This is a genomic window from Streptomyces sp. CNB091 (genome assembly GCF_000377965.1).
The window spans coordinates 1-22,933 of sequence record NZ_KB899013.1 but is presented as its reverse complement, the minus strand read 5'-3'; the positions used below and the strand labels follow the sequence as shown (position 1 = coordinate 22,933).

Annotated in this window: 19 protein-coding genes and 1 pseudogene; 9 read left to right on the top strand and 11 right to left on the bottom strand. The window is 70.9% G+C overall.

Annotated features, from left to right (window positions below):
* Positions 1-2: 2 nt before the first annotated feature.
* Positions 3-935, bottom strand: a complete 933-nt coding sequence (locus D581_RS0132400) for a hypothetical protein (protein WP_018961275.1) — start codon at positions 933-935, stop codon at positions 3-5.
* 86 nt (positions 936-1,021) lie between these two features.
* The gene (locus D581_RS1000000141455) at positions 1,022-1,237 is read right to left on the bottom strand and encodes a hypothetical protein (RefSeq protein ID WP_158688651.1); all 216 of its coding nucleotides are present in this window, start codon (positions 1,235-1,237) and stop codon (positions 1,022-1,024) included.
* Between the two features lie 9 nt (positions 1,238-1,246).
* Here D581_RS1000000141455 and D581_RS0132395 point away from each other — a divergent pair.
* From D581_RS0132395 to D581_RS0132385, 3 genes and pseudogenes are all read left to right on the top strand, one after another.
* A pseudogene (locus D581_RS0132395) lies at positions 1,247-1,546 on the top strand (Scr1 family TA system antitoxin-like transcriptional regulator); the annotation flags it as partial.
* The gene (locus tag D581_RS0132390) at positions 1,543-1,761 is read left to right on the top strand and encodes a DUF397 domain-containing protein (RefSeq protein ID WP_026291108.1); all 219 of its coding nucleotides are present in this window, start codon (positions 1,543-1,545) and stop codon (positions 1,759-1,761) included. The pseudogene D581_RS0132395 and the gene D581_RS0132390, both read left to right, overlap by 4 nt.
* Positions 1,762-1,908: 147 nt before the next feature.
* Positions 1,909-2,955 (top strand): DUF5954 family protein, encoded by a 1,047-nt coding sequence (locus tag D581_RS0132385; protein ID WP_018961272.1) that lies wholly within the window; start codon positions 1,909-1,911, stop codon positions 2,953-2,955.
* Positions 2,956-3,022: 67 nt separating this feature from the next.
* Here D581_RS0132385 and D581_RS0132380 read toward each other — a convergent pair whose 3' ends face one another.
* A complete protein-coding gene (locus D581_RS0132380; RefSeq protein WP_078625984.1) occupies positions 3,023-4,342 on the bottom strand; it encodes an LCP family protein in 1,320 nt (439 codons plus the stop codon).
* Between the two features lie 117 nt (positions 4,343-4,459).
* Between D581_RS0132380 and D581_RS0132375 the strand changes: the two genes are divergently transcribed.
* A complete protein-coding gene (locus tag D581_RS0132375; RefSeq protein WP_018961270.1) occupies positions 4,460-5,008 on the top strand; it encodes an acyl-CoA thioesterase in 549 nt (182 codons plus the stop codon).
* Positions 5,009-5,057: 49 nt separating this feature from the next.
* On the opposite strand, the gene D581_RS0132370 is transcribed toward D581_RS0132375, so the two are convergent.
* The gene (locus tag D581_RS0132370; protein WP_486585905.1) at positions 5,058-6,554 is read right to left on the bottom strand and encodes an LCP family protein; all 1,497 of its coding nucleotides are present in this window, start codon (positions 6,552-6,554) and stop codon (positions 5,058-5,060) included.
* 219 nt (positions 6,555-6,773) lie between these two features.
* On the opposite strand from D581_RS0132370, the gene D581_RS0132365 reads away from it, so the two are divergent.
* Positions 6,774-7,802: a glycosyltransferase family 2 protein gene (locus tag D581_RS0132365; RefSeq protein WP_018961268.1), complete on the top strand. Its 1,029-nt coding sequence runs from the start codon at positions 6,774-6,776 to the stop codon at positions 7,800-7,802.
* A gap of 81 nt (positions 7,803-7,883) precedes the next feature.
* On the opposite strand, the gene D581_RS0132360 is transcribed toward D581_RS0132365, so the two are convergent.
* The 4 genes from D581_RS0132360 to D581_RS0132345 all read right to left on the bottom strand — a co-directional run bounded on the left by D581_RS0132360 (position 7,884) and on the right by D581_RS0132345 (position 14,222).
* A complete protein-coding gene (locus D581_RS0132360) occupies positions 7,884-9,674 on the bottom strand; it encodes an LCP family protein (RefSeq protein WP_486585904.1) in 1,791 nt (596 codons plus the stop codon).
* 37 nt (positions 9,675-9,711) lie between these two features.
* Complete coding sequence (locus D581_RS0132355; protein ID WP_469226304.1) at positions 9,712-11,502, bottom strand: LCP family protein; 1,791 nt, start codon at positions 11,500-11,502, stop codon at positions 9,712-9,714.
* A gap of 224 nt (positions 11,503-11,726) precedes the next feature.
* The gene (locus D581_RS0132350; protein WP_032753434.1) at positions 11,727-13,292 is read right to left on the bottom strand and encodes an LCP family protein; all 1,566 of its coding nucleotides are present in this window, start codon (positions 13,290-13,292) and stop codon (positions 11,727-11,729) included.
* A gap of 177 nt (positions 13,293-13,469) precedes the next feature.
* Positions 13,470-14,222, bottom strand: coding sequence for a TIGR03089 family protein (locus tag D581_RS0132345; RefSeq protein WP_018961264.1), 753 nt, complete (start codon positions 14,220-14,222; stop codon positions 13,470-13,472).
* A 119-nt stretch (positions 14,223-14,341) separates the two neighbouring features.
* Here D581_RS0132345 and D581_RS0132340 point away from each other — a divergent pair, with 119 nt between their 5' ends.
* From D581_RS0132340 to D581_RS0132330, 3 genes are all read left to right on the top strand, one after another.
* On the top strand, positions 14,342-15,955 hold the full coding sequence (locus D581_RS0132340; protein WP_032753433.1) for an N-acetylmuramoyl-L-alanine amidase: 1,614 nt from the start codon (positions 14,342-14,344) through the stop codon (positions 15,953-15,955).
* Positions 15,956-16,034: 79 nt separating this feature from the next.
* Positions 16,035-17,126: a mannose-1-phosphate guanylyltransferase gene (manB, locus tag D581_RS0132335; protein WP_018961262.1), complete on the top strand. Its 1,092-nt coding sequence runs from the start codon at positions 16,035-16,037 to the stop codon at positions 17,124-17,126.
* A gap of 164 nt (positions 17,127-17,290) precedes the next feature.
* Positions 17,291-18,298 (top strand): DNA-3-methyladenine glycosylase, encoded by a 1,008-nt coding sequence (locus D581_RS0132330; RefSeq protein WP_018961261.1) that lies wholly within the window; start codon positions 17,291-17,293, stop codon positions 18,296-18,298.
* Positions 18,299-18,558: 260 nt separating this feature from the next.
* Here the strand turns inward: D581_RS0132330 and D581_RS0132325 are convergent, their stop codons facing one another.
* The 3 genes from D581_RS0132325 to D581_RS0132310 all read right to left on the bottom strand — a co-directional run bounded on the left by D581_RS0132325 (position 18,559) and on the right by D581_RS0132310 (position 21,510).
* Positions 18,559-19,902, bottom strand: coding sequence for a coenzyme F420-0:L-glutamate ligase (locus tag D581_RS0132325; protein WP_078625987.1), 1,344 nt, complete (start codon positions 19,900-19,902; stop codon positions 18,559-18,561).
* A 137-nt stretch (positions 19,903-20,039) separates the two neighbouring features.
* Positions 20,040-20,996 carry a 2-phospho-L-lactate transferase gene (gene cofD, locus D581_RS0132315; protein ID WP_018961258.1) on the bottom strand — a complete coding sequence of 319 codons (957 nt, stop codon included), beginning with the start codon at positions 20,994-20,996 and terminating at the stop codon, positions 20,040-20,042.
* A 13-nt stretch (positions 20,997-21,009) separates the two neighbouring features.
* Positions 21,010-21,510: a cysteine dioxygenase gene (locus D581_RS0132310; RefSeq protein ID WP_018961257.1), complete on the bottom strand. Its 501-nt coding sequence runs from the start codon at positions 21,508-21,510 to the stop codon at positions 21,010-21,012.
* 716 nt (positions 21,511-22,226) lie between these two features.
* Here D581_RS0132310 and D581_RS0132305 point away from each other — a divergent pair.
* Entirely contained in the window at positions 22,227-22,490 is a 264-nt protein-coding gene (locus tag D581_RS0132305) for a WhiB family transcriptional regulator (protein ID WP_003968728.1), read from the top strand.
* Positions 22,491-22,933 lie beyond the last annotated feature (443 nt).

Here is a 22,933-nt window from a genome sequence, read left to right as displayed (position 1 = left end):
GTCTACGCAGCCTCCCAGTACTGGGCCCGGCAGTCGCGGCAGTGGCCGGGTTCCGGGGAGCGGAAGGCGCGGTCACAGCCCTCGCAGGTCTGGAAGGGGGTGACGGGCGTCCGGTGGACCGGGGCCAGCTCGGCGGCTCCCGGGAGCGGCGGTGGCAGGAGCACGGTGAGGCGGTGTCTGACGATCTTCGCCGGGTACTTGGGCGGCTGCGGGAGCTCGGTCGTCAGAGCGTGGCGGACGGCATCGGGGTGCGAGCCGCGCTCCAGCCAGGCAGCGGCGCCGGGGACCAGCTCCTCGACGTCGTCCTCGGAGAGCACCAGCTCCGGCGCGTGCCGCCGAAGGTCGGCGAGGAGCGCGGACGCGGCCCGGTGCAGCTCCGGGGTCAGCTCGCCGGGCTGCGGGAGCGGCCGGCGCGGAGGCTTGGGCCCGATGCGCGACGGTACGCGGACCGGCGGGGGCGCTTCCTCCGGTACGGGGGTGGGCTCGGGCGAGGATGGGGGCGCGGGCGCAGGTGCGGGCACCGCAGGCGTCACCACCGGCACCGGCATCACCGCCCCGCCCCGTAGCAATGCCGCAGGCTGGTTGCAGAACACCGTACGGGTGATCATCCGGCCGTTCGTCAGCCTCTCGCGGGTCCGGTGCAGATAGCCGTGGGTCGCCAGCTCGCGCAGGGCGGCGGCGATCGTCTTCTCGCCCTCGGCGAAGCGGGCCGCGAGCGCCTTGATGCCGACCCGGGACCCGGCGGGCAGCGACTGGATGTGAACGCCGATCCCGATCGCGGTGAGGGAGAGCTCGGCGTGCTGCGCGAGGTGGTTGCCGACGATCGTGAAGCGGCTCGTGTGCGGGATCGCGAGCTGGATGACGCCGGAGGACGGCAGTGGCCCGGGAATCTCTGCCAGGGCGTGGGCAAGGGCGATATCGTGCTGGGTATCCATGGGGAAGCGTCTCTCTTCCTTGGTGGTCAGGTCCTCGCTCGGGATTGCCGTCCCGGCGGGGGCCGTCTCATGTCTGGGGTTGTGTGTCAGCGCGAGCATATGCCTGCCAACCCGACCGAAATCCCCACCAGTTGGCGAATCTCACCCATGTGGGTGACCAGCCCGTCCCGCAGTTGACCACCGGGATCAGGTGGGGTGGGGTTGGGAATTTTCTCTTGGTTCTTTAGGTAGTTGACGTCGCGATCCACCGGGTCGCGGTGGGCCACGATCCGGTCGGCCCCCACCGGATCGTGGCGCGTCACGACCCGGTGCGTGCCGTGCTGCGTCGCCAGCTCGAACACCTGCTGGAACTGGGCCAGTTGCGAAACGTCGAGATCCAGGTGATGCCGACCGACCGGGAGGACCACGCCGGGATGGGCGGTCAGCTCCAGCTCCTCAAGTTCAAGGACGGAACGGTGGTGGGACACTTGGAAGGACAGTTGTTCAACGGCCTGACCTTCGCCCCCAAAGAGCTGAGGATCCTGGAGCAGCGGCTCGGTTTCGTCCGGACCCAGGCTCTCACTCCCCGGGAGTCGATGGCGTTCGTCGAGAAAGTGCTGGGAGAGACATGACGCGCAACATGTCCGGGGGAGACGGCTCCGCTCTGGAGTGGTTCAAGAGCAGCTACAGCAGCAACGACGGCCCCGAATGCGTCGAGGTCGCCGCCGCCCGCCGCACCGTGCACGTCCGCGACTCCAAGGACCTGGCCGGGCCGCAGCTCGGCTTCACCTCCGCCGCCTGGGCCGACTTCGTCCCGTACGCCTCCGGTGCGGAGGCCGGTAGCTGAGCGCACGCGCCACCCGCCCGGACCCGAGCGCGTTCAGCGGCCCCGGCGGGCGGCGGAACGCGCTCGGCGGCGTGAACTCCGGGCGGAGCAAGCCCTTTGCGGCGGAAACCCCTGACACCGACACCCCCCCTTCGGCACACTGAGTACATGAACGCTCACCCGGAGAAATCGCCGGATCACCTCACGATCAACGTCACCCGTCACGACGACCCGGTCTCCGAGGTCACCGAGGCGGACGCGTTCGCCTCGGTCCGCAAGTACCCGAACATCGTGGTCCGGGGGCCCCTTTTCGGGCTTGCCGAGCAGCGGCGCGGCGACCGGCCGCGCTGGCGGCTGCTGGGCGAACTGGACTGCGGCTTCCCGCAGATGGCCAGGGACGAGCTCAACTCGCTTCTGTGGTTCAGGGCGAGGGACGACACCGACGACCCGGCGGTGCGGAGGTCCCTGCTGGACGCCGTGGCGCGGCTGGAGGTCGAGGCGACCGACGAGGTGTCGGCGGACGGCGTCCGCTACCGGGTCGTGCGCGCCGACGAGTTCGCCCGGATCGGGGGCGACCGTCTGGAGCCGCCCCGGGCCACCGACCCGGACGAGGACAGCTGGGACCTGGACGCACCCGACCCCTGCCGCACCGAGGGCTTCGTGGTCGACCACGCCGCCGCCGTCGGGCTGACCGAGGGGATCGACCGGGCCGGGCTGCTGGGGCTCTCCTACACCGCCGCCCGCTTCCCCGAGGACGTACGGGCCGACTCCCGGCGGGCGTTGGTCACCCACCCCGGGGTCGTGCTCCTCCCGACGACGTTCCGGGTGGTGGAGCGGAAGGAGTTGACCTGGTCGATGGTGACCGGACAGTACTCGACCCCGCAGGGCGCCCGCCGCGCCCTCGTCCACCACCTCACCAGGCCCGTCCCCCAACTGCCGGATCTGCCGGACATGCCGGAGCTGCCCGCCTGGATGAAGGTGGACGAGAAGGAGGCGGCCGTCCACGCGCGGGCCGCGAAGAAGTTCACCGCGCGCCGGAGGCCCAACGAACTCGTGGTGCGGGGGCGTCGGTACGAGGTGGTCCGGGTCGAGCGTGTGATGCGGATCGGGCCGGACGGGCCGGAGAAGTCGCGCCCGTCCGACGTGGACGACTACGGCCCCTCCCAGATCCACCCCCTCATGGACGAGAAGGGGAACATCACCTACGGCTCGTAGACGGCCCCGCAGAGGAGAAGGGCGCCGGGCAACAGCCCGGCGCCCTTCAACGGCTCTTCCCGCAGGCTCAGTTGCCCTTGACCGTGACCTTCTCGTCGTTGTTGAGCTGCTCCACCAGCTGCTTCACCTTGGCCTTGTCCCAGACCAGGTTGCCGCCGACGCTGCCCGAGATCGGCATGTTCATCGACGTGCCGTCGCCGCCCGTGACGCCCTTCATCGCGAAGAACATGTTGCCCAGCGCCCAGAGCGACATGTCCTTGTCCACGATCAGCGTGTCCAGGCCCGCGCCCATCGTCGGGTACAGCTTGAACGGGTTGATGATCGTGGACGGGGTCGCCGTCTGGCTCGCCAGCGCCGCGAGGAACTTCTGCTGGTTCTTCGTACGGTCCAGGTCGCTGTTCTTGAGCGCGTACCGCGTACGGACGAAGGCCAGGGACTGCTCGCCGTTCAGCGTCTGCTTGCCGGCCTGGAAGTCGGCACCGGACTTCTTGTCCTTGAAGGCCTGGGGGATGTCCAGCTCGACCCCGCCGATCGCGTCCACGATCTTCGCGAAGCCGCCGAAGCCGATCTCGACGTAGTGGTCGATGTGCAGACCGGTGTTGAACTCGACCGTACGGACGAGGAGTTCGGGGCCGTCCTCGGCGTAGGCGGCGTTCAGCTTCACCTGCCGGCCGGTGCCCTCGAACTTCTTCCCGGACTCGGACCCCACGAAGGACGGGATCTCGACGTTGGAGTCGCGCGGCAGCGAGATCAGCGTCGGGCCGTTGGAGCCGTCGTGCAGGATCATCATCGAGTCGGTCCGCTTGCCCTCCGCGGAACCGGTGCGCAGCCGCTTCTTCTCCTCCGCCGACATGCCCTCACGGCTGTCCGACCCGACGATCAGGTAGTTCGTGCCGTCGCCGGACTCCGGACGCTCGATGACCTTGGCGAGGTCGACCTCGCGCTTCAGCTTCGAGTCGGCCCAGAAGTACGTCGAGATCGAGACCGCGAGCACCACGACCACCAGGGTCAGCGCGCCGAGCTTGATCCGGCGGCCCCAGTCCGGGGCCGGGCGTCCGTGGACGTAACCCCCGTCACCGCCGCCGCGTCGACCGCCTCCGCCGCCCCGGCCGTCCGATCCGTCGCCCGATCCGTAGACCTGGCCCGTGTTGTAGCCGCTGTCGTACCCGGGGTCGGGGCTGTTGCCGTAGCGGTCGTCGTATCCCTGACCCTGCTGCGGCACCTGAGGCATCTGCTGAGGCCTCTGCGGCGGCGCCGGGGGCCTCTGCGGGGCGGGGCGACGCTGGATGTGCGGCATCGCCCGCGCACTCTCGGGCTGGGGGTTGGCACTGCCCCGTCCGTAGCGCTCGCTGCGGTCGCCGGTCCGTCGATCGGGCCAATCGTTCATCCGCACAGTGTGCCGTCCCGGCCCACAGCTATTACAGGGTGTAAGGGAAATCGCACCAGGGCTGTTGCGAACCTGATGCATTCTGCGGGACGCGGGCCCCCGCATAAGGTGGACTGTATGACAGATCAGGCCACCCGCCCGGAGGGCGAGATTCCGGGCAAGCCGACCGCGGCGTCCCGGACCACCCTCAGCCACATCATGACCGGCAGCGACACCAACCTCCTCGGCACGGTGCACGGCGGCGTGATCATGAAACTGGTCGACGACGCCGCCGGCGCGGTGGCCGGACGGCACTCCGGCGGGCCCGCGGTGACCGCCTCGATGGACGAGATGGTCTTCCTGGAGCCGGTCAGGGTCGGCGACCTCGTCCACGTACGCGCACAGGTCAACTGGACCGGCCGCTCCTCGATGGAGGTCGGCGTCCGCGTGATGGCCGAACGCTGGAACGAGTCGACCCCCGCCCAGCAGGTCGGCAGCGCCTATCTGGTCTTCGCCGCCGTGGACGGTGACGGCAAGCCGCGCCGCGTACCGCCGGTGATCCCCGAGACCGAGCGCGACAACCGGCGCTACCAGGAGGCGCAGATCCGGCGCACCCACCGGCTCGCCCGCCGTCGCGCGATCAAGGAGCTCCGCGAGAAGCGCGCCGCCGACGGCATCGACGACTGAGCCGCCCGTACGGCCACCGGGGCACGGCCACCGGGCTACGGCCACCGGGCTACGGGCAGACCACCTCGTCGCCGCGCACCGTCGAGAACTCGCCCGTCTCCCGGCTCTCCGCCTTCACCCGCTGCACCTTCGTGAAGTCCGAGCCCACCGTCACCTTCAGCTGCGGTCCCTGGCCCTTCACCGCCTTCAGTTCACTCCCGGGCAGCGCCGTGGCCAGGGACTTCGCCGACCGGTCCCAGCGCGGGTCGTACTCCACGAGCGTCCGCTTCAGCTCCCGCACCTCCCCGTTGAGCGGGGCCTCGGTGGTGGTGAAGCCGGTCGCCCGCAGCGCCTCGTCCACCGTCCGGCCGAGACCGGCCTCCGGGGTCCCGTTGTAGACCTGCACCCGGACCTCCTTCGGCGCCACGTCCACGAGCGTGGCCGGAGGCTTCTTCGGACCGGCCGCCGGCTCCGGCTTCGACGGAGCCAGCGGCCGGTCCTCGCGCAGGGCCTGGAACAGCTTCTTCGCCTTCTTCGCGTCCCACTGCACCGTCGAGCCGATGCCCTCGACCGGGAAACTGGGGTTGCCGACGGGCACGGAGGCGAACTCCGACGAGGCCGGCCCGAAGTCCTTCATCGCCTTGCCAAGCGCCAGCATCTGCTCCGTACCGAAGCCCTCGTCGGCCCGGACCGAGCCGAGCGCCGAGGCGGAGACCTGCTGAAACTTCACCGGGTTCAACAGCACCCCGCTGCTCGTCGCCTGCTTGATCAGCGCCGCCACGAACTTCTGCTGGCGCTCCATCCGGCCCAGGTCGGAGGCCACGTCCACATGGCGCGAGCGCACGTACTGGAGCGCCTGGCCGCCGTCCAGCTCATGGGTGCCGGCGGGCAGGTCCAGCCCGGTGTACGCGTCCTTCATCGGCCGCGCCGTACAGATCTTCACCCCGCCCACCGCGTCGACCGTCTTCATGAAGCTGGTGAAGTCGACCTCCAGATAGTGGTCGATCTTGACCTTGGTCATGTTCTCGACGGTCCGCACGGTCAGCGCGGGCCCGCCCTCCGCATAAGCGGCGTTCAGCTTCACCGGGTGGCTCGCGTGGCGCTTGCCCGTGGTGCGGTCGGTGTGGGCGGGCATCTCGGCGTAACTGTCCCGGGGGAGGCTGACCACGCTCGCCCGCTGCCGGTCGGCCGACAGATGGACCAGCATGATCGTGTCGGTGCAGTGGCAGGGCGCACCGCCGAGTTTGTACTTCTTCTTCTCGGCCTTGGTGATCGTGTCCCGGCCGTCGGTGCCGACGAGCAGCAGATTCGTGCCGTGGCCCCCCTGCGGGCGGTTCTTCATGTCCTTGAACGGATCGACCCGGCCGATTCCGCCCTCCAGGCTGGTCACCACGGCGTGCCCGATCCCGCCGGCCCCCAGCACCAGCACCGACAGGCCCGTGGCCACCCGCATGCCCCAGCGCGGCCGTTCGTCCTGCTTGCGGCGGCGGACCGGCCGGGTGCCCGGGGGCGGGCGGCGGCGCGGGGGAGTGGCGCGGGGGCGCGGCGGGCGCTGCGGTGCGGGCACGGGGAGACACCTCCGGGGTGCAAGGGAGACACCTCTGCGGTGCAAGGGGACCATCGCACGGTAGGCCCATACGATCTCCGTTCCGGCCCGCGACCCGGCGGCGCGCACCGGTATCCCCCATTCGCGGTAACGTGGCGGCCGAATAACGCCACCTCCCGGGGCGCCCCGCCACCCGCGGTGCGGCACCCCCGGCGCCCCCGAGGACCACCCGAGGACCACATGTCTGCCGCGCAGTACCCCGCCGTCTCCGTGATCATGCCGGTGCTCGACGAGGAACGTCATCTCAGGAACTCGGTCCGGCACATCCTGGAGCAGGAGTACCCCGGTGAGATGGAGGTCGTGATCGCGCTCGGCCCCTCCGCCGACCGTACGGACGAGATCGCCGCCGAGCTGGTCGCCGAGGACCCCCGGGTCCACACCGTGCCCAACCCCACCGGCCGCACCCCCGCCGCCCTCAACGCGGCGATCAAGGCCTCCCGTCACCCCGTCGTCGTGCGGGTCGACGGCCACGGCATGCTCTCGCCGAACTACATCGCGACCGCCGTCCGCCTCCTGGAGGAGACCGGCGCGCAGAACGTCGGCGGCATCATGCACGCCGAGGGCGAGAACGCCTGGGAGGACGCCGTCGCCGCCGCGATGACCTCCAAGATCGGCGTCGGCAACGCCGCCTTCCACACCGGCGGCCAGGCGGGCCCGGCCGAGACCGTCTACCTCGGCGTCTTCCGCCGCGAGGCCCTGGAGCGGGCCGACGGCTACAACGTCGAGTTCATCCGCGCCCAGGACTGGGAGCTGAACTTCCGCATCCGCGAGGCCGGCGGGCTGATCTGGTTCTCGCCCGAGCTGAAGGTCCAGTACCGCCCGCGCCCCACGGTGAAGGCGCTCGCCAAGCAGTACAAGGACTACGGCCGCTGGCGCCACGTTGTCGCCCGCTACCACTCCGGCTCGATCAACCTCCGCTATCTGGCTCCGCCGACCGCCGTCGTCGCCATCGCGGCGGGTCTGGTCCTGGGCGCGGCCGTCACCCCGTGGGCCCTGATCGTGCCCGGCGGATACGTGGCCGCGATCGTCGCCGGGTCGCTGCCCGCGGGCAAGGGCCTCTCGCTGAAGGCCCGCGCACAGATTCCGGTGGCGCTGGCGACGATGCACATGTGCTGGGGCTTCGGCTTCCTCACCAGCCCCCGGTCGCTGGCCAAGCGGGTCATCGCGAGCCGCCGCCCGGCGATGAACGGCAGCAGCGAGACCGTCTGACACCGGTCCGGTCGCCCGACGCGTACGAAGGGCCGCACCGCTCGGCGGTGGGGCCCTTCGCGTACACGTGTCGTTACGGCGTCACCAGGTGTAGTTCGGGTTTACCTTCATGCAGGCCTTGTCGTCGTCGCCGTTGAGGGCGCCCGCCGACTCAGGGGTCTTCTCCTTGCCCTTGGACACCGGGTAGGCCCCGTCCTCGCGCCAGTCCGCGCCCACGGCGAGCGCGATCCCCGAGACGTCCGTGGACTTCTTCACCTGGGACAGCGGAACCCCGAGCGCCTTGGCGACCGCCTGCGCGTCGCCCTCCAGATCCGCGCTCGGGTACAGGACCGCCGTCCGCGCCGCCCCGGTCACGTTGCCCGGGTCGACGGCGGCCTTCGCGAAGCCCGCGTCCTTCAGCTGCTCCATCACGTCACCGGCGCGCCCCGAGGCGGGCCCGAGCGCGTCCGTGGCGGTCCCGTTCCGCACGGCGACGGCGATCTCGCCGACCGGCGCCGACGGGTCCTTCGTGGCCTCCGGCTTCTTCCGCTTGGAGGCCTTGCCGTCCAGCGGGACGTCGTCGCGGACCATGCGGAACAACTGCTCCGCGTCGCCCGCCTTCGGGTAGACCCGGCCGCTGTTCGTGCCGGTGCCGTACACGTTGGGCATGGTCGACATCGTGATGCGCTTCGTGGGGACCTTCTTGAACTCCTCGGCCAGGTCGTAGAGCTTCTTGACCGTGTCGAGGCCCTTGTCGACCGTCAGCGCCTTCGTGGCCGCCTCGGCGAGGTTCATCAGCTTTGCCGGGTCGGTGAGCTTGGTCCCCTTGCGCAGTTGGCGGACCATCGCGTTCATGTACTGCTGCTGGGCCTTCGCCCGCCCCAGGTCGGTGTTGTCCTCGAAGCCGTACCGGGTGCGCAGCCACTGGAGGGCCTGCTCGCCCTTGACGTAGGTGGTGCCCTTCTCCAGCTTCAGCCCGGAGCCCTTGCCGTCCCGGCCGCGGGAGTTGATGTTGGCGTCGACACAGACCGGGACGCCGCCGATGGCGTCGGCCATGGACACCACACCGGCGAAGTCGATCATCATGAAATGGTCGATCCGGATGCCGGTCAGCTCGTACCAGGTGGCCACCGTGCACCCCGGACCACCGCGGCCCAGGCTCTGGTTGGTCTGCACGTCCGTGGTGCTGGCGGGGAAGACCTCGCCGTCCGGGGCCGTGCACTTGGGCATCTTCAGCATGGTGTCGCGCGGCATGCTGATCACGGAGAGGTTGCTGCGGTCCGCGGAGATGTGGAGCAGCATCTGCACATCGGCCAGCGGCTCCGCGCCGAAGGTCTCCTTCGCCCCGCCCAGCTTCTGGTTGGCCTTGGAGTCCCGGGCGTCGGAACCGATGAGCAGGATGTTGAGCGGGGTCTGACCGGCGGCGTTGACCTTGTGATCGGCCATCTGCTGGTCGCCGAGGGTCAGATCCTCCTTCTTGATGTTGCCGTTGAGGTGCTCGTAGTAGAGATAACCGGCGCCGCCGGTGGCGAGTATCAGCAGGGCGAGTACGGAGGCGCTCCAGCGCAGCACCCGCCGCTTGGCGCTCTTGGGCGCACGTCGGCTGCTGCGCGCCCGGGCGCCGCCGCCGTTCCCGCCCCTGCTTGCGGTCGCCCGGCGGCCGCCCTCCGGCGCCCCACGCCCGCCCTCCGGCGCCCCACGCCCGCCCTCCGGCGCCCCACGCCCGCCCGGCTCTTCAGGGCCCCCCGGCCCGTCGCCGTCCTCCGGCCCGTCGCCGCCGTTCCGTACGCCGCCGCCGTGCGGGCTCCCGTCCCGGCCGAGCCGATCGGCGCGGCGGACGCGTGACCGCGTTCTCTCCCCGGGCGTGCTGCTCCGTCCCACCGGACCCCCCATGCTGTTCAGATTTCCGCTGTGGCGCGGTGACCCGGTGTCACTGGGCGCATACCGCCTTGTCGGCGCTTGCCTTCTCGATGTCCTTCGGCGGCTTCGTCGGCCCCGTGATGAGCTGGCCCGCGCCCTTGAAGTCCGCCCCCAGCGTGAGCACCATCGCCTCCAGCCCTTCGGCGTCGGTGGCGCCCTGCTTCATGGCCGTTGCGGGAAGCCCCATCATCTCGGCGAGCGCCCGGGCCTGATCGGCCTGGTTGGGCGCGTACTCCAGGGTCGTCTTCTTGATCTTCTCGGGTGCGTTGGCCTTGTTGGTGGACTTCAGCACCCCCTGCTCGTTCTGGAGCCAGGTGACGGTCGAGCCCGCCGCGCCGGGGATCTCACCGCCGTTGAGGACGTCCACGCGTACGTCGGCGGCCTCGGCCTTCGGTCCCTTGAGCAGCGCCGCCTGCTTGCCCTTGGCGGCCTTCTCCTTCTGCTTCACCTCGGTCAGCGAGGTGTCGGAGCGCATCATCGCGAAGAGCTGCTCGCCCTTGACCGGGTCCACGACCACGGTGACCGGCTTCGGCTCGGCCGGGTTGTCTATGACCGGCATCGTGAGGAAGCTGATGTTCTTCGTGTCGACCTTGCCGATCTCCTCGGCCAGCGTCATCAGCTTCGTCGCGTCGCCGATGGCCGTGTCGACGGTCAGCGCCTTGGTGGCCGCGTCGGCCAGCGAGTACAGCTTCTTCGGGTTGGTCAGGGTGTCGCTCGACTTCATCTCCCGGATCATGGAGCCGAGGAACTGCTGCTGCACCTTGATCCGGTCGAGGTCGCTCCGGTTGCCGAAGCTGTCCCGGGTGCGCAGCAGGGCCAGCGCCTGCTCGCCCTGCACCTTGGAATCACCCTGGGGCAGCTTCAGGTGCGACTTCGGGTCGTCGACCGGTTTCGCCATGCAGACCTTGACGCCACCGACCGCCGACGTCAGGGACTTGACCGCGTTGAAGTCGACCATCATGAAGTGGTGGGGCTTGACCCCGGTGATGTTCTCGACCGTCTTCATAGTGCAGCCGGGGTTACGGCCGTTCTGGCCGAGGCTGGTGTTGAAGCGTTCGTTCGGGGTGCCGGGGATGACCGTGGAGGTGCCGTCCTCGTTCTTCGACTCGCACTCGGGGATCTCGGTCATCAGGTCGCGCGGGATGCTCATCGCCGTCGCGTTGGTCCGGTCCTCGGAGACGTGGAACAGGATGGTGGTGTCGGCGTGGCCCTCGCTGCCCTTGTCGCCGTACCCCTCGTTGCCCTTGCCGGTGCGCTTGTCGGTGCCGATGATCAGGATGTTCATCGGGCCGTCGGTGACGACGTTCTTGCTGCCGGCGTCACCCACGTCGATGGCGTCGATGTTCCCGTTGAGCTTCTGGTACAGCGCGTACGCTCCGGCCGAGCCCGCGATCACGACGAACGCCATGACCCCGCCCGTCCACAGCAACGCCTTCTTCTTGCGCGACTTCCGGGGCTTGCGCTTCCGGCGGCCGGGCGCGGGCGGTTCGGCGGCCCCACGTCCCTCCTGGGAGCTGCGGCGGCTGCGCTGACCGGGCACCGCGCGGCGCGGCCCGTCCGGGGCGCCCTGGCCCTCGCCCTCGCGCGAACCGGCGCCGCGGCGTCCCGAACCCTCGCGGGACGAACCGGTCCGGGTGCCGTTCCGGCGACCGGTTCCCTCGGCCGTGGCCGTACGTGAAGGGCTGCTCGACTCCCCAGTGGAGTGATCCAGTCGCAATTCGTAATTACCGGTGTGCGGGTTGAGTACCCACTGGTCGGCGGGGTCGATATCGTCCGCCCGTCCACGACTGTGCGCGTCCACGGTTGCCTGCGTCCTCCGTCGGTGCCACGCGAGGCGCCCTCCCCCGGCAAGGCGCTCGTTCCTTCGCTCCAGCAGTGCACGACCTGACGGCCGGAAGCACCGGATCGCGTCACACTATCCGGCCGATTCCGCGTCGAGCGACGTGCGTGACACATTCCACGCCCCTTACAACCGGGCATTCTTCCCATTAGGCGTCGATTGCGCTCTATGTCTTGGCAATTGCTTTACTGCTTGCACAGGTCGTCCGCCGCGCTCGACCCTGAATAGGTGGGTGTGGGCGTAGGGCTCTTGGACCCGGTGTCGTCCGGTTTCCCGTCCTGCTTCGCCTCCTGGTCCCGCTGTGCTTCCTTGAGTTCGTCGGCCGGGACCACGGCGACGGGCCGGTCCTCGCGGAGTTGCTCGAACAGGTCGCCCGCGTCCGGTTCGACGAGTTCGTCCCGGTTCGCGTTGTTGCGGTACGGCTGCCGGGGCACGGTCAGGAACTGCACCTGCTCGGTCGGCACGTTGCGCATCCCGCGCACCAGGTCGTACAGGTCGCGCAGCGAGTCAAGACCCGGGTCCGTGGTCAGCGACTTGGTCGCCGCGTCCAGCACCGGGTAGAGCCGCGTCGGGTTGAGCAGCACGCCGTTGCTCTGCATCTTGTTCACCAGGGCGCCCAGGAACTGCTGCTGGCGCTCCATGCGTTCGGTGTCGCTGCCGTCGCCGAGGGTCTTGCGGGCCCGTACGTAGCCGAGGGCCTCCTCGCCGTCCAGCGTCTGCCGGCCGGCCGGGAGCTCCAGATGCGCGTCCTTGTCGTCGATCGGCTCCTTGAGGCAGATCTCGACCCCGTCCACGGCGTCGACCATGTCCTTGAAGCCGTTGAAGTCGACGACCATGTGGTGATCGACGCGGATGCCCGTCATCCGTTCCACGGTGCGGATCGTGCAGGCGGTGCCGCCGACCTCGAACGCCGTGTTGAACTGGGTGAACCGCTCCCGCGTCGCCTTGCCGTCCGAGGTGCGGCAGCTGGGGATCTCCACCATCAGGTCACGGGGGAGGGACACGGCGGTCGCGCTCTTCCGGTCCGCCGCCAGGTGCAGCAGGATCGTGGTGTCGGAGCGCTGACTGCCGCCGTCGTCGCGGCCGTACTCACGGTTGTCCCCGGCCCGGCTGTCGGACCCGATGAGCAGGATGTTCTGGGCGTCCATGACGACCGGGGTCGGCCGTTCCTTCTCGTACGCCTTGAGCTCGGCGGCGGCGCTCGTGTCGGTGGTGATGTTGCCGTCGAGCTTCTGGTACATCCACCAGCCCACGCCCGCGGCGACCAGCACGAGGAACGAGGCGGCGAGCGCGGTCCAGCGGAGCCAGTGGCCCTTGCGGGCGGAGACCCCGCCGCCCTTGGGCCGGTCGGCCCAGGTCCCCGCGCCGGAGCCGCCGCCGGCCTCGGGTGCGCCGTCACCTTCGCCGGAGCTCTCGCCGCTCCTGGCCTCGGCGGGCTCGGGACCGGGATCGGGGTTGGGGTCGGGCTTGGGCTTGGGGTCGGGCTCATGCTCGGGATCGGGCTTGGCGCCCGCCTCGGGCTCGGGCTCCCCGGCCGACGGGTCCTCCGAAGCCTGAGGGGTTTCCACGCACTCCTGGGCGCCCCCGCCCGCCGGTGCCCCGTCCTCGGGTGCCCTGCCCCCGGGGTTCGCGCCCCCGGGGTTCACGCCCTCGGGTCCGGACTCCTCCTGCGACCTGCCCTGCGGCTTGTCCCCGGCCGGGTGGTCCGGGTCGGACGGCGGGCCAGCACTGTCGGTCACGTCTGCGTCCATCCTTCACGTTCGGCGGCGCGAGGGGCCGCCGGTCGCAGGAGTAGACGGCTGAAACTCACGCTTGGTTGTGCACGGCCAGGAGAGTGGTCTGTACCGCCCGATCATCTACCCGCTCCGGAGCCGATTTCCGAGGACTCGGCCCGCTGTGGGCCGGACGAGTGCACCTCAGGGCGCTTGTCATACCGCGGTGTTGGTGACCCGCTCGCTCTCGGTCCGCTTGGCCAGCCCCTCCGCGTCGAGCTGGCCGAGGTGCCGGCAGAGCACCACGGACCCGCCGGCCGCCAGTGGCGCGAACAGTCCGGCGCTCAGCCCTTCCCAGGTGTCGTACGTACGCCCGGTGAGCAGCCGGGACCCCGGTACGAGTCCGAGGGCGCCGGCGTCCTCGCGGGCCCGGGCGACGAGCTGCGCACCCGTCAGCTCGACCCCGCCGACGGCCAGCGCGGGCGCGTCCGGGTCCACCGCGGCGAAGGGTGCGAAGCGGTCGCCCTGGCTCGGCACCTCCACCGCGTAGTCCGCGAACCCCTCGGGAGCCTGCGGGAACCGGCCACCCAGCGGACGTAGGGCGAGGGCGACGCGCTCGCCACGGCAGGCCCGCGCCCGCTCCAGGCTGTCCGGGCCGGTCACGACGAGATCGGCGGCGGCCGGGTCGCCCTGGACGTCGGCGACGACCCCGACGGAGGAGCAGGCGAGCAGCCAGACCGCGGACTGCCAGTGCGCGGGGAGCAGCAGGGCGAGCCGGTCGCCCGGCTCCGCCGCGAGGTCGCCCTGGAGCAGATTGGCGGTCTTGGCCACCCAATTGGCGAAGGTGGCCACCGACAGTTCGACGCGTTCTCCGGTGGCGTCGTCGTAGAAGGTGACCAGGGGGCGGGCCGGGTCCGCGGCGAGCGCGGATCGCAGCAGGTCGGCAGGGGTGCGGTCGCTGGAGTTCATCCGCGCAAGCGTACGCGGGGCCGCTGTGCGGGGCGGGCTGAACGGGTGTCACGTACACCGGTTCGGCCGACGGCGCGTCATGCCGGGGCCGATGCCCGGGTCGCCGGACTCATGGCTGTATGGCGAGGATCATCCGTATGCGTGCACTATTGGTCACCTCAGTCGGCGTCACCTGCGCGGCAGCCCTCACCCTGCCGCTCGCCGCCCCCGCCCTGTCCGCCCCGGCCGCGCACTCCGCCTCGGCCCGGCCTCCTTCTCTGGCCCCCGAGTCGCCCGGATCCGGCCCGCCGCCGGCCCGGATCGAAGCCGCCCCCCACGAAGCGAACGAAGGAGACGCAGCGAATCCGGGGGTCGAAGCGAATCAGGGGAACGAAGCGAACGAAGCGAACGAAGGGGGCGTGCGTGAAGTCCCCGAAGCGGCCCCGCCGCGCACCGGCGAGACCCGTGCGGCCGCGCTCGCGGGCTCGACGCAGTCCCTGCCCCTGGAACCCCTCGCCGCACCGTCCGACCGTTCCATCGGCCCGGCGACGGCCGGCCAGGGGCTGGACCGGCGGACGGCCCGCCCGTTCTCTATGGTCGGCGTGGTCTGGGACGACGCCGAAGCCGAACTCCACGGCACGGTCCAGGTCCGCACCCGGGCGACCGGCTCCACGAGCTGGTCGGACTGGCAGGACGTCGAGACCCACAACGCCGAGCACGCCCCCGACCTCGGCAGCGCCGAACGGAAGTCCGGCGCCGCGCGCGGAGCGACCGCCCCGCTCTGGGTGGGTGACTCGGACGGCGTGGAGGTACGCGTACGTCCGGAGGCGGCCGATCCACAGCACCGGCCCGCCGCCGTACCGCTCCCCGAGGGACTGCGGCTCGAACTCGTCGACCCCGGTGAGGACCCCGCGCCCGAACCCGCCGACGACGCCCCCGCCGGCGGGATCGTCACCCCGGCGGCGTTCACCGGCAACCCGGTGCCGCCGACGACGACGGGGGCCGTGCCGGAGATGCTCACCGCCGAATCCGCCGCGGCCTCGGCCGTCAACGCGGACCTCGCGCCGCTCGGCGCGGCCGTCATCCCCGCGCTGACCAAGGCGGCGACGGTGGAGGAGGCGGCGATCGTCGCTGCCGGGGCGAAGCCGTACATCGGCCCCCGCCCGAAGATCGTCACCCGCAAGGGATGGGGCGCGGACGAGAAGCTCCGCGAGCGCAACTTCGCGTACACCAAGTCCGTCAAGGCGGCCTTCGTGCACCACAGCGCGACCGGGAACAACTACACCTGCAAGCAGGCCCCTTCGGTGCTCCGCAGCATCTACCGCTACCACGTCAAGAGCAGCGGCTGGCGCGACTTCGGCTACAACTTCGCCGTCGACAAGTGCGGAAACATCTACGAGGGCCGCGCCGGAGGCGTCTCCAAGGCCGTCCTGGGCGCCCACACCCTGGGCTTCAACTCCAACACCATGGGGATCGCCGTGCTCGGCACGTACTCCTCCACCAACCCGCCCGCCGCCGCGGTGACCGCCGTCTCCAAGCTCACCGCCTGGAAGCTCGGACTCTTCGGGGCCAACCCCAAGGGCAAGGTCACCCTCGTCTCCGGCGGAAGCGGCAAGTACGCGAAGGGCAAGAAGGTCAAGATGAACGTCATCTCGGGCCATCGGAACGCCTTCGCAACCGAATGTCCCGGAGCGCGTCTCTACAAGAAGCTCGGCACGGCCCGGACCAGCTCCGCCAAACTGCAGGGCCGCTGACCGGGGCGTTTCCGACCGGTCTGCTTAGACTGGCCAGCCACAACCAGGCCAGGCCCCAGCAGGAAGCAGAGACGGTGCTGTGACAGAGGCAAAAGAAGCGATCCTCCTGGTCGGTGGCAAAGGCACCCGGCTGCGCCCGCTCACGGTGCACACCCCGAAGCCGATGGTTCCGGCGGCGGGGGTCCCCTTCCTCACCCACCAACTGGCGCGGGCCAGGGCGGCCGGGGTGGAGCACATCGTGCTCGCCACGTCCTACCTGGCGGAGGTCTTCGAACCGTACTTCGGCGACGGTTCCTCGCTCGGCCTGCACATCGAGTACGTCACCGAGCAGGAACCGCTCGGCACCGGCGGAGCCATCCGCAACGTCGCGCCGAAGCTGTCCTCGGGGCCCGACGAACCGGTCCTGATCTTCAACGGCGACATCCTGACCGGGCTCGACATCCGGGGCCTGGTCACCTCGCACACCGTCTCCGGGGCGGATGTCTCCCTCCACCTGACCCGGGTCGAGGACCCGCGCGCCTTCGGCCTCGTGCCGACCGACGCGACGGGCCGGGTCACGGCGTTCCTGGAGAAGCCGCAGACGCCGGAAGAGATCGTCACCGACCAGATCAACGCCGGGGCGTACATCTTCCGGCGCTCGGTCATCGACTCCATCCCGGCCGGCCGTCCCGTCTCCGTCGAACGCGAGACCTTCCCCGGACTGCTCGCCTCCGGTGCCCACCTCCAGGGCATGGTCGACTCGACGTACTGGCTGGACCTCGGCACCCCGGGCGCGTTCGTCCGCGGCTCCGCCGACCTCGTCCTCGGCCGCGCCCCGTCCCCGGCGGTCCCCGGCCGCTGCGGCGACCGCCTGGTCCTGCCGACCGCCTCCGTGGCCCCGGACGCCAAGCTCACCGGCGGCACGGTGGTCGGCGCCGGCGCGGTGATCGGCGCGGGCGCGAGGATAGACGGCTCGACGATCCTGGCCGACGCGGTCGTGGAAGCGGGCGCGGTCATCACGGACTCCCTGGTCGGGGCCGGCGCCAGGATCGGCGACCGCACGGTGCTGGTGGGCGCGGTGATCGGCGACGGGGCACGGGTGGGCGCGGACAACGAACTGCGTGACGGGGTCAGGATCTGGTGCGGCGCGGTCCTGCCGGACGCGTCGGTCCGCTTCTCCTCGGACCAGTAGCCCCGTACCCGTGGCCCCGTATCCGTCGCGCCGTCTCCGTAGCCCCGCATCGGTAGCCCCGTACCTGTAGCCCCGTACCCGTACCCTCGAAGGACGCCCCCTCCGCACCGAGAGCACCCAGAACACCAAGAGCACTGAGAACCCCGAAAGCACCGAGGCCATCCGTGGCAGGACGATTCGCCCCCCGCACCGCGCGAGCGGCGCTGCCGCACCAGGCCCCCGCTCCGGCGCGGCGGACGGCTCCGCCCTCGCACGACGGCCCGCCGCTGACCCGGGAGTGGACCCCACCCGGCCCGCTGGACCTCCGCCTCGTTCTCGGCCCCCTGCGCCGGGGCCCGGCGGACCCCACGTTCCGGATGGTCGCGGACGGCACGTTCTGGCGGGCCACCCGCACGCCCGAGGGCCCCGGCACCCTGCGCCTCGCGGCGCGCGGCGACCGGATCGCGGCGGCGGCCTGGGGCCCCGGCGCGGAGTGGCTGCTGGCGGGGCTCCCCGCGCTCCTGGGCGCGGACGACGACCCGGACGCCTTCGCCCCCCGCCACCGCCTGCTGGCCCTGACCCGCCACCGCCGCCCGGGCCTGCGGCTCCTCCGCACGGGCCTGGTCATGGAATCGCTGATCCCGTCGATCCTGGAGCAGAAGGTCACGACGGACGAGGCGTACCGTGCCTGGCGCCACCTGGTCCGCCGCTTCGGCACCCCTGCCCCCGGCCCCACCGCGGAGCTGGGCCTGCACGTCATGCCGGACCCACGGGGCTGGGCGATGATCCCGTCCTGGGAATGGCACAGGGCGAACGTCGACGCCAAGCGGTCGTCGACGATCCTGCGCGCGGTCCGCGTGGCCCGCCGACTGGAGGAGGCGGCGACGATGAACCTCCCCGAGGCGCTGACCCGCCTGGAACTGATCCCCGGCATCGGCCCCTGGACCTCGGCCGAGACCCTCCAGCGCTCGAACGGCGCACCGGACGCGGTCACGGTCGGCGACCTGCACCTCCCGGGCATCGTGGGCCACGCCCTGGCGGACAACCGCGACGCGGACGACGAGGAGATGCTGTCCCTGCTGACCCCGTACGAGGGCCAGCGCCACCGAGCGACCCGCCTGATCCTGCTCTCGGGCCACACCCCGAAACGCCGGTCGCCGAGGATGACCCCGGGCAACATCACCCACCTGTAGCCGTTCGAGGGGCAGCCGTTCCCAGCCCATGTAGGGCGTGGCATTTCCAGCCCCTCCGGCGCTGCTTCCAGCCCCTCCGGCGTTTGAGGAGCGGGGTCCGGGGCGGAGCCCCGAATCCAGCCCGTCCGGCGTTGGAGGACAAGATGGGGTCCGGGGCGGAGCCCCGGTTTCGGGAAGGGGCGGGGAGGGGACAAGGCCCCGCGCAGCGTCACCCCGCGGCCCCCACACACGCGGCCCCCACCACCCGCCCACACCTCACCTCACCGCACGGTGAGAAACGCCTCCGCATCCCGAACGCCCCGCTCCCGAGGCACCCCCGCCGCATGCCCCACAGCCACCGCCCCCAACGGATCCCAGGACGACGGCAGCGACAACACCTCTCGCACCACCGACCGGCAGAACATCGTCGAGGACACCCACGCCGACCCCAGCCGCTCACCCGCCAGCGCCACCAGGAAGTTCTGCACGCCCGCGCCCGCCGCGACGACGAACATCTCGCGCTCCGCGGCATCGCGCCGCTCGTCCCCGTACGTGTGCGAGCCGTCCATCACCAGGCACGGCACCGCCAGATACGGCGCGTGGCGCAGCACATCCCCGCGCCGTACCCGCTTGGCGATCGACTCCTCGCTCTTGCCGTCGCGCCGCAGGTCCTCGATCCACGCGTCCCGCATCGCGTCGAGCAACCGGGTCCGCGACTCGGCGGACTCCAGCAGCACGAACCGCCACGGCGTCGTGTGATGAGGGGCGGGCGCGGTCACCGCCGCGGCCACCGCCCGCCGCACGGCCCCCGGGTCCACCGGCTCATCGGTGAACTCGCGCACCGTACGCCGCAGCGTCACCGCTTCCCGCACGGCCTCGGACGTCCCGAGCCGGAACATGTCGTCGGCGGCGGTCCGCACCAACGCACGGGCACCGGACTCGTCGCCGGACGCCACCACGTGCCGCAGCCCCCGCACCACGGCGACCGGCAGCCCCTCCGCCTTGCCCTTGACCAGGTCACCGGCGGCTGCCAGCTCGTCCGCCGTGGCCACGATGGTGGCGCTGAGCGGATTGCCGTACGCGTCCGTCCCGCCGCGCAGATCGTCCAGCACCCGCACTCCGGCGGCCCCGATCGCGACATCGGTCAGCCCGTTGCGCCAGGGCCGCCCGAAGGTGTCCGTGACGACGACGCCGACCTCCACGCCGAGGGCGTCCCGCAGCCCGTCCCGGATGGCCCCGGCGGAGACGTCGGAGTCCTCGGGCAGCAGCAGTACGGTCCCGGCCGGCGTGTTCGAGGCGTCGACCCCGGCGGCGGCCATGACCAGGCCCTGCCGGTTCTCCACGATCCGCAGCGGCCCGCGCCGGGCCACGACCCGTACGGTCTCGGCGTCTATGGCGGCCTCGCGGTCGGCGGCCCGGACGATCCGGCCCTCGGCCTTGGAAACGATCTTCGAGGTGACGAGCAGGATGTCCCCGTCGACCAGTCCGGGCTCGGCCGCGGCGATCAGCTTGGCGAGATCGTCACCGGCCCGCACCTCGGGAATCCCGCCCAGCGCCCAGACCCGGAAAGAGGGCGCACCCGAAGCCGCACCACCACCGTCACCGGGAGCAGCGCCGCGAGGCAGCTCAGTCCCACCGTCACCGGGAGCAGCGCCGCAAGGCAGCACAGCCCCACCGTCGCCGGGAGCCACAGCCCCACCGCCGCCGGAAGAGGCCGCGCCACCACCGCCACCACCGCCACCACCGCCACCAGGAGAACCGCTCACGCCCGGACCTCCTCGGCCAGCTCCAGCGCCTGCCGGGCCATCGCCGCGGTCGCGTCCACGTCCGTCATCATCAGCGGCACCGCCCGGCAGCGGATCCCCGCCGCCTCGACCTCCCCGACCGCATCCGCGTCCGCCGTGTCCACCAGCCAGCCGTCCAGCAGCCCCGAACCGTAGTGCTGGGCCACCGCGGCGGCGGTCGACTCGACGCCCACCGCGGCGAGCACCTTGTCCGCCATCCCGCGCACGGGCGCGTCCCCGACGATGGGGGAGAGGCCGACGACCGGCACCCCGGCCTCGGCGATGGCCTCCCGGATCCCGGGCACGGCGAGGATCGTGCCGATGGACACCACCGGATTCGACGGCGGGAAGACGATGACATCGGCCGAACCGATGGCCTCCAGCACCCCCGGGGCCGGCTTGGCCTGCTCCGCGCCGACCGGCACGATCGCCTGCGCCTCGACGGAGGCGCGCAGCTTCACCCAGTACTCCTGGAAGTGGATCGCCTTGCTCTCGCCGTCCGTCTCGACGGCGACATGCGTCTCGACCCGGTCGTCGGACATGGGGAGCAGCCGCACGCCCGGCTGCCACCGGGCGCAGAGCGCCTCGGTGACCGCGCTCAGCGGATAGCCCGCGCCCAGCATCTGCGTACGGACGATATGGGTCGCGAAGTCGCGGTCGCCGAGCCCGAACCACCCGGGTCCCACGCCGTACGCCGCGAGCTCCTCCTTGACCTGGAAGGTCTCGTCGGTCCGCCCCCAGCCCTGCTCCTCGTTGATGCCACCGCCGAGGGTGTACATCACGGTGTCGAGGTCGGGACAGACCTTCAGCCCGAACAGATGGATGTCATCACCCGTGTTGCCGATCACCGTGATGTCCGCGTCGGGCGCGGCCTGCTTGAGGCCGCGAAGGAAGCGGGCACCGCCGATGCCACCGGCCAGAACAACAATGCGCATGCGGAGCAGTTTGTCAGGCGGGCACGGCGCCCACGGCCGTCGGGGCGCTCTGCGTGGCGTGCATCGGCATCTCGGTCAGCCCCGGGTAGTAGATGTGCAGGCTCACGGCCGGTTCGAGCGAGTCGTTGACCACTTCGTGGACGTACCCCGGGGCGAAGGCACGCTGCGCGCCCGCGCCGAGAGCTCGCGCCCCGCGCTCGGTGTGCTCGGTCAACTCGCCTTCCAGGACGGTCAGTACGCCGGCGGATAGGCCGTGGTCGTGACGCCCGCTGCCCTGGCCGGGCACCCAGCTGAGCAGCCACACCTCGTAGCCGGGACCCTGGTGCAGGCGGTGGTACCAGCGGGAGGCGGAGTCGTACTGGACGATTCCGGCCCACTGAGCGCGGTCGGCCGCGATGGAGCGTGCGAGGCCGACGAACTCGGAGACGGTGGAGGGGTGCTCGCGGGCCGGCTGCAGGAGGTGCTGGACCTCAAGGATGTCGCCGGCGATCTGAAGGTCGCTGTCGCTGTTCATGGCTGCGGTGGTTCCTCGGCATGGGGGTACACGTGCGGGGAGTCGCGGTGAGCGTCGGCAGCCCGGAAACGAGCCGCGGGGAGTGCCAGGTGTGGGGCAGGCGAGGGAGAAAACGAAGAAGACGCTCGACCGGAGAGGCGGAGAGGCTGGATCAGAGCTGGAGCGCTAGGGCATCAACAGCTGTGACAGCTGGAACAGCAACAGCGGGCCTGGACAGCACTACGGAACCCACGGATGTGGGTGACGCGCATGACTGTGGTCGCTGGCATGGGACCAAGGAGACCGGCTCGGTCGTCCGCTGTCAACCCAATGCCCGAAATGGGGGCAATGTTTCACCCCTTCCGGTCGCCGGGTTTGGAGAAAGGTTTATGCGCGCCCGGGCAGGGACATGTGGCGCATCATCCGCGCCCTCAAACGCGACTGACGTTCCGTGACCTGACTGTGATCTTGATCGCTTCGGTGATCGAATCGCAACACAAGGGCGCCGTCGCTCGTCTCTCAGGGGAGAGGGTGTGGAGCTGTGGAGCCAGTGGCATATGTCAGGTTTTTGCTGATTTCAACACTTTCTGCATACGCTTGGTTCCGCAGAGTGAATCCCTGGGCCAATAGCAGATCCTCGCTTGACTGGCCCGGAGCTACACACTTGTAATTTCACTCGTGTCGTTCAGCCGCAAACGGCTGCATCACGGGACGCAAGAGACAGACGAGGGGCGCACATGACCGAGCTGTTCCAGCAACTGCTGGTCGAGGACGCGGACGAGGAACTCGGCTGGCAGGAGCGCGCACTGTGCGCCCAGACCGATCCCGAGTCCTTCTTTCCCGAAAAGGGCGGATCCACCCGCGAGGCCAAGAAGGTCTGCCTCGCCTGTGAGGTGCGTTCGGAATGCCTTGAGTACGCCCTTTCCAACGACGAACGCTTCGGAATCTGGGGCGGGCTCTCCGAGCGGGAGCGGCGGCGCCTCAAGAAGGCCGCCATCTGACGTCCGCCCCCCCCGGTCGGCCCCGCCACAGGACGCGTCGGCCATCGATCACCGCACCCGGCCCAGCCCCGCACCCGGAACCACCCGGACCGGACCCGCCCCCGGGCGCACCCGAACACCCCCCCACCAGACCGGGCGCATCCGACCCCCCCGTTATGTTTTCTGTGGTTCCGCAACGGAGCCGCTGGCCTCCGGGCTCGGCATGACTGTGTCCCCCTGTCGAAGGAATGACCTGGGGGGTGGTGTCACCGGGCCCGGGGGTGTTCGTCGGAGACGCTGATCAGAGGTCCGGCCACCGTCCGGTCCGGCGCAATGCCGGACAGTTCGCGGGCGGCAGGTCTGCATAACGTGGATGCGCGAGCACGACACCCGAGCCGAGGCCGGCACCGTCAACACCCCTGAAGGGGAGCGATGTTCGAGATCGAAGACGTGGGCGTGTTCCT

Coding starts and splice junctions, on each gene's coding strand:
- D581_RS0132350 (WP_032753434.1), bottom strand. CDS start 13,292: ATGGACGCAGACGTGACCGACAGTGCTGGCCCGCCGTCCGACCCGGAC.
- D581_RS0132305 (WP_003968728.1), top strand. CDS start 22,227: ATGACCGAGCTGTTCCAGCAACTGCTGGTCGAGGACGCGGACGAGGAA.
- D581_RS0132380 (WP_078625984.1), bottom strand. CDS start 4,342: ATGAACGATTGGCCCGATCGACGGACCGGCGACCGCAGCGAGCGCTAC.
- D581_RS0132390 (WP_026291108.1), top strand. CDS start 1,543: ATGACGCGCAACATGTCCGGGGGAGACGGCTCCGCTCTGGAGTGGTTC.
- D581_RS0132385 (WP_018961272.1), top strand. CDS start 1,909: ATGAACGCTCACCCGGAGAAATCGCCGGATCACCTCACGATCAACGTC.
- D581_RS0132400 (WP_018961275.1), bottom strand. CDS start 935: ATGGATACCCAGCACGATATCGCCCTTGCCCACGCCCTGGCAGAGATT.
- D581_RS0132360 (WP_486585904.1), bottom strand. CDS start 9,674: ATGGGGGGTCCGGTGGGACGGAGCAGCACGCCCGGGGAGAGAACGCGG.
- D581_RS0132365 (WP_018961268.1), top strand. CDS start 6,774: ATGTCTGCCGCGCAGTACCCCGCCGTCTCCGTGATCATGCCGGTGCTC.
- D581_RS0132375 (WP_018961270.1), top strand. CDS start 4,460: ATGACAGATCAGGCCACCCGCCCGGAGGGCGAGATTCCGGGCAAGCCG.
- D581_RS0132340 (WP_032753433.1), top strand. CDS start 14,342: ATGGCGAGGATCATCCGTATGCGTGCACTATTGGTCACCTCAGTCGGC.
- cofD (WP_018961258.1), bottom strand. CDS start 20,996: ATGCGCATTGTTGTTCTGGCCGGTGGCATCGGCGGTGCCCGCTTCCTT.
- D581_RS0132310 (WP_018961257.1), bottom strand. CDS start 21,510: ATGAACAGCGACAGCGACCTTCAGATCGCCGGCGACATCCTTGAGGTC.
- D581_RS0132345 (WP_018961264.1), bottom strand. CDS start 14,222: ATGAACTCCAGCGACCGCACCCCTGCCGACCTGCTGCGATCCGCGCTC.